Source organism: Thermofilaceae archaeon, from assembly GCA_038731975.1.
GTDB lineage: Archaea > Thermoproteota > Thermoprotei > Thermofilales > Thermofilaceae > JANXEW01.
In genome coordinates, this window is sequence record JAVYQJ010000030.1 from 1 (window position 1) to 9,431 (window position 9,431).

Sequence of the window (9,431 nt, forward strand, 5' to 3'; positions counted from 1 at the left end):
TGGGAGTTAAGGAGAGGGTCAGGCTGGCCATCCTCGTAGCAGCGGCGCGCCTGCTAGGCAAGACCTTCACGATCAAGCTGCTGGAGCGGCGCGAATCGTCAACCATCGAGGAGTACGAGCGAGCGGCTTCCGCGCTCGAAGGGGAGCGGCTCAAGCGGTTGAGGGATATAATCGAGGAGGAGAAGCGCCACGAGCTCGAGTTCGCCAACCGCCTTGACGAAACCATCGTGAGGCAGCTCGGCTCGGTAGCGCTAGGCATCAGCGACGCCATCGTGGAGCTCACGGGGGTTCTGCTAGGCTTCGTAGGTTATACCCAGTCCTCTATCCAGGCGGCAGTGGGGGGGTTCATCGTTGGAGTCAGTGCGGCTCTATCGATGGCTGCCGCAGCTTACGCTCAAGCGAAGCATGAGGTAGGGAGGAACCCGGCTCTACACGCGGCTTACACGGGAGTGTTCTACATGCTCACAGTGCTGCTCCTACTAACCCCACTACTGCTCGGCCTACCCCTCGCCGCGGCGATTCCCGCGTCGATAGCTACAGCCGTAGCCCTGCTGGCCTTGCTCTCCTTCTACAGCTGCGTAGTGCTTGAGAGAATGTTCCTCAGGGAGTTCTTCGAGAGCGCTTCAGTCGTAATGGCAGTCGCGCTGGTCAGCTACAGCATCGGAGCGGCCGCCAGAGGGCTCACCGGTATCGCGCCCTAGCACGCGCCTAATCTCGGCCCACCTTCGCGTGAGCATGACGCTGGCCACGTGCGTACAGATGCTTCTCTCGCGTGTGAAACCGTAGAGGTGCCCGTAGCAGTCGCACACGTACCTCCCCTCCCCGGTCGACCGGACGTTGTACAGGGGGTACGCGTCACCGGGTAGCCCCGGCACCAGCCAGTGCCTCTCACCTACCTCCCTGATGCCGAGCAGCACGCGAGCTACGGCGCGCGTGTACCAGCTAGGCGGCTTGTCGAAGAGCACTCGGAGTTCGAGGAGAGCAGCGTAGAGCTCATCGTAATCGGGCGGTACCTTCCCCGAAACGATCATCCTCGCCAGCCTGAGCGCTTCGCTGGGCTCCACCCCATCCATTCTGGCACTATGCTAATTAAATAGGCTTCCACGCGATTAGCGATGAGGATCCCACGCCCCCTGCTGGCCGCCGCTCTGGTCGCAGCAGCCGTTGCCGCGCTCCACCTCGCTCACCTGGTCTTCCGCCTGCAGGCTGAGGCCGCGCGTGAGAGGAGGGTCCAGCTGTACGTCTCCAAGGGGCTCAGCCGCGAACTAGCCGAGCTTTTCATCACGCGCTTCCCCACCAACGACAACGAGACGTGGATCCTCTTTGCGATCCACTGGTCTCGGAGCCCAGCTTCGGCTGAGGCTGCCCTCAAGCTTTTCCTTAGCGTCCGTGAAGCCGTGGACTACCTGGAGGGGCTCGAGGAGGGCTTGACGGGGGAGCTGCTGGTCGTCGACGTAAGGGGCTCAAGCCTGATGGACCCCAGGCTCCTCACGCTAGTCACATTGCAGGGGGTAGTGAACAGGGAGGGGGCACGCCTGTACGTCATCTTCAAGGATAGCGATGCATGGTGGCTGGCGAGAGCGGCTAAGATCCTCGGGCTGAAGGTCGAGTTTGCTGGGATGGATGACGCCGTTAGGCGCTTCGCTTCACAGGTTGAAGGCTACGTCATTTACGATCCAGCGCAGCCTGACACCATCAACGTGGGGACGACGCTCTGCGGGATCTACAACGGCGTCCTCGTTCACCCGACGTGGGTCGGCTGGCTCGAGCGGCTCGGAGTAGAAAAGAGGTTGTTCGACTTGAGGGGCAAGTTCACCGACAGGGTTTCCGCGTACCAGTGGGCCTTCGAGGAACTGTGGGACCGAGTGGACAGGACGAAGCTGGCTGTCGCGTGCCCTGAGACCCGGACCCACACGAAGTACGGGAGAACCTTCACCAGCAACCTGCAAGTGGCGTGCCGGGACTACGCTGTCGCTCTCAGGCTGCTCACCGTCTACCTCGACCCCTTCAACCCTGCCGAGAGAGCGGTGCTCGAGCGGATTCTATCGGCCATGCCGAACAACTCGATGGTGCTCGGCTGGCACGGCGAAGATGAGTGGGCGTACGTGGATCTGGCCACGAGGTACGGGAAGTACGTGGTCGTCATGATGCACCACTTCGGGCCGCTGGACTTTGCGAATCCGACGGTTTGGATGCACCTGAAGCCGCCCGAGGACCCGAAGTTCCCCCTGCCTCCCGTTAGACCTGAAGTGCTGGGGAGAGATGGGGTTTACGTAACTTTCTACGTGACTGACGGGGACAACCTTCAGTGGGATTACAACATGGTAAACCTGTGGCAGAGGAGGCTTGGCGTTCCGGTTGCCTGGACGGTTAGCCCCCTCCTCCTCGACGTGGCACCCTTCATGGTGTACTACTACGCCAGAACCATGAGCGAGCACGATACGTTCGTCTGCGGCCCCTCCGGTGCAGGCTACATCTACCCCACCTCTAACAAGCCTTACCTGGGCCAGTACCTCCCACACACGAGCTACCACTTGGAAAAGAGCGGTCTGCGGGTCGTTGAGGTGCTGGGATACGACGATGACGTCGCGGCGGCTTACGCTGTTCAACTCTCCCCCTGGCTTCTAGCGGTGAAGAGGGATTACAACGAGTTGCCCGGCCTCTTCAAGGCTCACGGAAGCTCCGTCTACTACGTAAGAAAGGGCAACTTAACGATCCCCGTGGTCTTCGGTGCGCTTCACTTCAGGAGCACTGAGCTGGGAAAGTTCGCCTCGGACCTCGACGAAGCGATTAGGATGTACGCTCAGCCGCCTACTGCACTGCGCTTTAACCCGGCCGACGAACTGCCCGGTTTTGGGGCGCAAGTCGACGACCCCGATTCCCCCACGAAGAGAGCTAGGCTTGCGAGAGCGGGGGCGAGCCTAGCAGGAGCTCTGGTTTACGGACCCTACACGGAGCTGCCAGCTGGGAGCTACACCGTGCGGTTCGCCCTTAAGATCTCCGCTCGCACGGAGGCTCGTGTAGCGACCATAGACGTGTGCACGGACATCGGGAGGACGATCATAGCCCAAAGGGAGATCTCCGGCTCAGAGTTCGTGAGGGTCGGCAGCTACCAGTGGTTTGAGATCAACTTCACGCTCGCTAAAGCCACTGGCAACATAGAGTTCAGGGTCTGGTACGACCCCGGCAGCGGTGTGGACCTCTACGCGGGAGCGGTGGAGCTCACAGGCATTCAGCCAGCTGCGCGGAACCTCCCCATCATCCTTGTCATCTCCCAGCCGTGGGACATCGAGGAGTTCGAAGGCCTCAGGAGGATCCTCCAGGAGCGCCCTCAGATCATCCCCATCAACTTCCACGAGCTAGTGGCTCTGGTGAATGTCGAGTATGGGCACCGGCTGGCCGTCTCGCTGCTGGAGGACTATGTGAGGGAGGGGAAGTTGTCTCGTGCCAAAGCCGACGAGCTCAAGAGCATACTCGATGAAGCTCTAAGCCTGTACAGGGCGGAGAAGCCCTACGATGCGGCGGCGAAGATGATCGAATTCTACAGGGCCCTAGCCGCAGCGCTGATGAAGAGGTAGCGCTGGGATACTCGCGGGGAAAGAGGTATCATTCAATCCAGCGGGGTGGAACCCCACGTGCGGACGCTGATAGCCCGTCCAGCTCTGCCGGTTCGAATGTTTCAATCCACAAGGACTGGTTTGAGAGCCTCCTTCGCTCTCCCCGCGAGCCCCGAAAGGGCTACTCGCCTGACGAGCGCGGCAAACTCGCGGTCTCCGGTGAGCCTGAACAAGGCGTCCTCGACTACGGCGTCATCTAAGTAGATCATCCTCACCGTCATGCCCCCGTCGATCACGAAGTTGACACCCGTGACGAAGCCCGCCTCGTCTGAAGCCAGGAACGCCACCAGTGCTGCAACATCCTCCGGCTTGCCAACCCTGCCAGCCGGGTGCTGCTCGTGATCCAGCCTGGTCAGCTGAGGCTCTCTTGGAGGGATCTGCCACTCGCTCGTATCGATCCACCCAGGCGATACCGCTACCACCCTGATGCGGTAGGGTGCCAGGCTGACGGCTAGCGCGTGAGTTAGTGCCAAAAGGCCTCCCTTCGACGCAGAGTAGGGCTCCGTGTTGGGTTCCGACTGGAGGGCCCTCGTGCTCGCAATATTGATGATGACTCCCCCTCCCCTCTCCGCCATGATTCGGGCAGCGTGCTTCGAGAATAGGTAGGGGCCCGTCAGGTTGACGGAAAGCACTCTCCACCACTCCTCGAGCGTTTGCTCGAAAAGCGGCTTGCCCGAGAAGCCGATACCCGCGTTGTTCACGAGTACATCAATTCTGCCGAAGGCATCAACTGCCTCCCCTACGCAGCGGGAGACGTCCTCCTCCCTTGCAACATCGCCCGCAACGAAGATCGCATCAACACCCTCGGACATCAGCGCTTTCAGCCTGTACTCTCCAGCCTTACCATCGATATCGAAGACGACGACCTTGGCGCCCTCCCTCCCCAGCCTGTGGGAGATGGCGGCTCCAATCCCGCGCGCTCCCCCCGTTACTATCGCAACCTTACCTTTCAACCGCACGGTAGCCACGGAGGTAGGCGCATGTTAAGGGTTTCGAGCGGTAACGCTTTTAACCGGGGGGCCGCCGGAACTGCTGCTGTGATGAGCGCCGGAACTGAAGACCTCTCCGGCATGAAGCGGGCTAGGAAAGCTGAGCGCGTTAAGGATTTTTGGTGAGTTTCCCCTCAGCCTTATGGCCGACCTGAGGGCTGTAGTCACGGGCGCGTCCTCCGGGATCGGTAGGGCTCTCACACTTGAAATTTGTCGCGCAGGTGGTAGAGTGCTCGGCGTCGCTAGAAGCGAGGGAGCGCTACTGGAGCTGAAGCGGCAGCTGGGAGATCGCTTCGATTACGTGAGAGCCGATCTTTCCAAGCTTGAGGAGCTAGATCGAGTTGTTGAGGGGGCTCGCGCGTTTCTGGGGAGCCTCGATGTCCTCGTGAACAACGCCGGGTTCGGCTTGTACAAAGGTGTGCTCGAACACAGTGAAGATGAGCTCCTCTCGATGACGCTCGTGAACTTCGTCTCCCCGATAGTGCTCACAAGGAAGCTGCTCCCGCTGATGCACGAGGGTTCCACAGTCGTAAACGTCATTACTGCCGGTATCCACGTCCTGATGACGCGGCTACCGATCTACGGTGCAACGAAGATAGCGTTTCACTACGCCTCTAAAGCGATTGAGAGGGAGCTGAAGCTGAAAGGCATCAGGGTGGTGACCGTCTACCCTGGCTCAGTGCTCACTGAGTTCCACGCGCGAGCTGGAGGAGCTGCCCCGAAGTGGGGCACCGTTACAGCGGAGGAGGTTAGCAAGGAAATCCTAAAGGCTGTGAGAAAGGGGAAGAGCAAGGTGTACGTTCCAGGCTACGTATCGCTGCTGAGGGTATTCGGCCCCCACCTGCCCCCGCTCTACTGACCACGCCTCAGCAGGTATAGCTGTTTCTCGAACTCCAGCACTTCCGCCGGAAGCGGGTGCGGGGTGCCCAATAGCAGAGTTATCACGTAGACTTTCGCTGCTCTCTCAAGGTAGACGAGCGCGTCGAGGGCCTCGTCCAAATCTTTCCCGCAGGTTAAAACCCCGTGGTTAGCCAGGATCACAGCGCACCGGTCACCCAACGCTCGTACGACGTTCCTCGCCAGCTCCTCGCTGCCGGGCGGCCCGTAGTCGGCTACCTCGACCGCACCACCCAGGTAGACTGTGATTTCGTCCAGCACGGGCTCCAGTCTCCGCCGGAGCGCTGCTAGAACCGATGCGTATACCGGGTGCGCGTGCACTACAGCTTTGACGTCGCTCCTAGCCCTGTACACAGCCAAGTGCATCAGATACTCGCTCGTTGGAGCGCGCCCTCCTTCAACCAAGTTTCCCTGCTCGTCAACTACGACCAGGTCCTCCGGCCTCATCTGGGCTTTCCTCAGGCCGCTTGGAGTCATTAAGTAGAGCCCTTCTTCGGGCAAGCGAACGCTGATGTTGCCGCTATAGCCCCAGTTCAACCCCGCACTTTCCATGAACCTGAAGGCTTCAATCACCTTTTCCCTAAGCTCCCGATACTTCACGAGCCAGCCGTTAAACGCTGGTATAAAAGTCAAGCCAGCTCGCGTAAGCGGCTTCGTAGTGCTCGACGAGATCGGGGTCAGGTTCGCACCCCTCAAGCAGCACGAACGCCCTAGCAGCCTCTCTCAGGCTGCTGTAACATCCGAGAGAGAAGGCCGTTAGAGCTGCGCTCCCAGCCCCGCTGCCGTGCGGAACGTTCGTGAGGAACACCGTTCTGCCGAGCACAGATGGCAGAAGCTTCCTTAGCGACCTAATCCGCGTTAAGCCGCCCGTCGCTCTCACGCTCGTTAATCTCTTCGATGCTACACTGACCGCCTGCAGAACGTTCGCTTTAATGCTGTACGCGACATATTCGAGGAGCGCCCTCACCATGTCGCAGACTTTAACGGGCTGGGTAAAAGGCGATGCGAGGAGTGGCGTGGAGATGAAGCTCCTAAAGCTCTGCCGGCCTAGCGATTTTGCATCCATGATCGATGGGTAGAGTTTCATCATGACCCCCTTCGCGCCTGGCTCGGAGAGCTCGAACAGCCGATCGAGCGCCCCGTAATCCTCTGCGACTATGATATCTCTGAGGAACCACTCAATAAATTCTCCGAGAGGCCCTGCGTTGCTTTCTACAAGCCAACCACCTCCCACATGGGGGACCAGCCAGGTGCGCATCCCCGCGTCAATCGCTGGATTCCCGGTCCAAGCGACAACGGGTACCGTACGACCTGCGATCACCCCTACCTCACCCTCGCCGAAAACGCCGGCCGCTAAAGCGGCTGTTTGCGTGTCGCCACCACAAACGACGACGGGTAGCCCCTCAGGTAGGCTAGTCTTCTCCGCCGCCTCCCGTGAGAGGTAGCCTGCGAAATCCCCCTCTCTCACGATTTCCGGAAGCATATCCTCGACGACTCCGAACATCTCCATCGCCTTCCTACTCCACCTCGTGCTAACCACGTCGAACAACATGGTGCTGGCCGCTAAGGACGGGCACGTAGTGTAAGCACCGCAGAGCTTGTACAGCAGCCAATCGCATATGGTTAAAATCTTTGAAATTTTTGAAAAAGATTCTGGCTTGAACTCCTTGAACCACATTAATCGAGCAGCTGTAAAGAGGTGCGGCGGGTAAAGGCCCGTGACTCTGTAGAGTTCAGCACACTCATCGTCGCTGAGGCTAAGGCTAGCAAGGAAGCCGCGCGGATCAACATTGGGGCTCATGCAGAGCTCCCTCCCGTTAATATCTAGGAGAACCATGTTGTAGCGCTGAGAGGTACACCCGATGCCCTTCACTTCGTACTGCAGCCGCTGGAGACCCTCGCCTACTGAGCGCAGGCAGGTGAACAGCGAGCTTTCAACCTCCGTTGGATTGTACTCAACGGTTAGCGTTGCTTCATCCGCGTACAGCCTAAGGGGTGCGCGCCTCTCTACGATAAACTCGCCACTGGTAGTGAAGGCTTGCACCTTAAGCGCGCTGCTACCGAAATCAACGACTATAAGAGCTTCCCGCGACACGATCCCAGACCTTCGGATTCGCGAGGTGCAAGGGGCGTTCCCCCCTCAGATACCTGAGAACGTCCTCGACGATCATCCACGAGTGCCGTCTAACAGTCTCAACGGTGTTCCCTCCTATGTGGGGTGTTACAACCACGTTCTCGAGCTGGAGGAATCTGTTTGAGGAGTCGACAGGCTCTTCGTAGAAAACATCTAGAGCTGCTCCCGCGATCCTTCTCCTCCTCAGTGCATCGTAGAGGGCGTCCTCGTCGACTACAACGGGATTTGCCAAGTTGACGAGTATTGCCGTCGGTTTCATCAACTCGATTTCCCTGCGCCCTATCATGTTCACAGTCTCCTCGGTGGGTGGAACGTGGAGAGTCACAATGTCGGAGCTGCGCAACAGAGTTTCCAGGTCGACCCTTTCACCACCCACGCTCTTAACTCTCTCGTCGTGAACGTAGGGATCGTAGACCAAAATGCGAGCTCCGAAGGCTCTCAGTATTTCAGCGACGCGGTACCCTATCCTCCCCAACCCGACGATGCCGACGGTCTTACCGTACAACTCGCTCCCCATCCATTCGCTGTAGTACTTTGCGAAGTCCTCAAACGAGTCGATTCGCACAGCGCCGCTTTTCAGCTTAAAGCAGATCGATGAGAGCTTCCTCAAGAGCATCAATATCACTGCTACTGTGAGCTCGGCCACCGCGTTGGCGTTCCTGCCTGGAGTGTAGATCACTGGTACTCCTCTCTCAGTCGCGGCCTCGAGATCGACGTTCCTGCCCGGGTCATTCCGACAAACACCTACTAGCTTTAGCCCATCGACGCGCTCGATGACCTCGCGATCGACATGTTCCAACTCTACAATTAAAATGTTAGCTTTCAGGGAGTTCGCCAACTCAATTAGTTCCTCCTGACTAATGACCCTTTTAGTTTTGCACCAGCTTTGGTACGTTACATCGATGTACTCCCTTAGCTTCTCGATCGCCTTCTCATCGAAGCGGGCCGTTACAAGCGCGTGCATGATCAGAAGAGGAGCTTCCTCAACTTCAGCAGGTCGCTTATGGGACCCTTCACGCGGAGCCTGCCGAGCTGATACTCCTTCACAGGACTTGTGGTTTTATCGATAATCCCTATGAACGTAGTTGAGGGAACCACGACTTTGATTTCCGCCGCCTCTGAATGCCCCTTTATAACTTCCTTTACTACTCCGTCCTCAAAACGTAATGCGTAAGTGATACCCAAATCCGGGAACTCCAGAGCAACTAACTTGCTGAAGCCTTTCAGGCTCTCGGCGATCGATTGATCCTTGGACCGCTCAACGACTATAGAGATTCTCCGTTCAACCTCCTCCAATGCTGATTGCCTCGGCTCAACCATTGCATCCTCTGGAAGATTTCTTCCTTAGCACTATTAAACATAGCGACTAACACTAATGAAAAGCAAAGCTAGATAAGCACCTCCGCATCGAGGCCTTGGAGCGCATGGGGAAGGTTCGAGTTGGCGTTGTAGGGTTGGGGAATCAAGGGTTACTGCACCTCGAAGCGTTAAGGCATGTACCAGAAGCGGAAATCGTGGCAGTGGCGGACGTTGATAGGCAGAAGGCCAAGCTTGTAGCCTCCGAGCAAGGCGTGCCCGAGTTCTACGGCAGTGCGGAGGAGTTATGCGAAAGATCCGGTGTGGATGCGGTAGTTGTAGCAACGCCTGACCACCTCCATTTTGAACCGGTGATGGCGGCTCTGAGAGCAGGTAAGCACGTGCTGGTGGAGAAGCCGATGGCTACGAGCCTCGCTGAGGCACAAGCGATGGCTGACGAAGCTAGAAGGAGGGGTGTACTTCTGCTGGTGAACTTCG

The 9,431-nt window shown here is 58.4% G+C and carries 10 protein-coding genes; 4 read left to right on the forward strand and 6 right to left on the reverse strand.

All coding sequences use genetic code 11. The features are described 5' to 3' along the window. Positions 1-701, forward strand: a 701-nt coding sequence (locus QXF46_08250) for a hypothetical protein (GenBank protein ID MEM0226847.1), incomplete at its 5' end; no start/stop codon positions are given. Here QXF46_08250 and QXF46_08255 read toward each other — a convergent pair. Continuing rightward, positions 624-1,073 (reverse strand): hypothetical protein, encoded by a 450-nt coding sequence (locus tag QXF46_08255; GenBank protein MEM0226848.1) that lies wholly within the window; start codon positions 1,071-1,073, stop codon positions 624-626. The genes QXF46_08250 and QXF46_08255 overlap by 78 nt on opposite strands. A gap of 42 nt (positions 1,074-1,115) precedes the next feature. Between QXF46_08255 and QXF46_08260 the strand changes: the two genes are divergently transcribed. Further along, positions 1,116-3,578, forward strand: coding sequence for a GxGYxYP family putative glycoside hydrolase (locus QXF46_08260; protein ID MEM0226849.1), 2,463 nt, complete (start codon positions 1,116-1,118; stop codon positions 3,576-3,578). 101 nt (positions 3,579-3,679) lie between these two features. On the opposite strand, the gene QXF46_08265 is transcribed toward QXF46_08260, so the two are convergent. Continuing rightward, positions 3,680-4,576, reverse strand: a complete 897-nt coding sequence (locus QXF46_08265; protein MEM0226850.1) for an SDR family oxidoreductase — start codon at positions 4,574-4,576, stop codon at positions 3,680-3,682. A 172-nt stretch (positions 4,577-4,748) separates the two neighbouring features. Here QXF46_08265 and QXF46_08270 point away from each other — a divergent pair, with 172 nt between their 5' ends. Continuing rightward, positions 4,749-5,465: an SDR family NAD(P)-dependent oxidoreductase gene (locus QXF46_08270; protein ID MEM0226851.1), complete on the forward strand. Its 717-nt coding sequence runs from the start codon at positions 4,749-4,751 to the stop codon at positions 5,463-5,465. On the opposite strand, the gene QXF46_08275 is transcribed toward QXF46_08270, so the two are convergent. The 4 genes from QXF46_08275 to QXF46_08290 are packed head-to-tail and all read right to left on the reverse strand — an operon-like array spanning position 5,459 to position 8,957. Then, entirely contained in the window at positions 5,459-6,103 is a 645-nt protein-coding gene (locus tag QXF46_08275; protein MEM0226852.1) for a class II aldolase/adducin family protein, read from the reverse strand. The genes QXF46_08270 and QXF46_08275 overlap by 7 nt on opposite strands. 10 nt (positions 6,104-6,113) lie before the next feature. Continuing rightward, positions 6,114-7,598, reverse strand: a complete 1,485-nt coding sequence (locus QXF46_08280) for an FGGY-family carbohydrate kinase (protein MEM0226853.1) — start codon at positions 7,596-7,598, stop codon at positions 6,114-6,116. Continuing rightward, positions 7,570-8,601: a 2-hydroxyacid dehydrogenase gene (locus tag QXF46_08285; protein MEM0226854.1), complete on the reverse strand. Its 1,032-nt coding sequence runs from the start codon at positions 8,599-8,601 to the stop codon at positions 7,570-7,572. The genes QXF46_08280 and QXF46_08285 overlap by 29 nt, the downstream gene beginning before the upstream one ends. Before the next feature lie 2 nt (positions 8,602-8,603). Continuing rightward, complete coding sequence (locus QXF46_08290; protein ID MEM0226855.1) at positions 8,604-8,957, reverse strand: SCP2 sterol-binding domain-containing protein; 354 nt, start codon at positions 8,955-8,957, stop codon at positions 8,604-8,606. Positions 8,958-9,061: 104 nt separating this feature from the next. On the opposite strand from QXF46_08290, the gene QXF46_08295 reads away from it, so the two are divergent. Further along, positions 9,062-9,431 (forward strand): Gfo/Idh/MocA family oxidoreductase (locus QXF46_08295; GenBank protein MEM0226856.1); only part of this gene is annotated, 370 nt, incomplete at its 3' end.

Excerpts from the sequence above, each read along its gene's own strand:
- QXF46_08255 (MEM0226848.1), bottom strand. The coding sequence starts at position 1,073 with ATGGATGGGGTGGAGCCCAGCGAAGCGCTCAGGCTGGCGAGGATGATC.
- QXF46_08260 (MEM0226849.1), top strand. The coding sequence starts at position 1,116 with ATGAGGATCCCACGCCCCCTGCTGGCCGCCGCTCTGGTCGCAGCAGCC.
- QXF46_08270 (MEM0226851.1), top strand. The coding sequence starts at position 4,749 with ATGGCCGACCTGAGGGCTGTAGTCACGGGCGCGTCCTCCGGGATCGGT.
- QXF46_08285 (MEM0226854.1), bottom strand. The coding sequence starts at position 8,601 with ATGCACGCGCTTGTAACGGCCCGCTTCGATGAGAAGGCGATCGAGAAG.
- QXF46_08290 (MEM0226855.1), bottom strand. The coding sequence starts at position 8,957 with ATGGTTGAGCCGAGGCAATCAGCATTGGAGGAGGTTGAACGGAGAATC.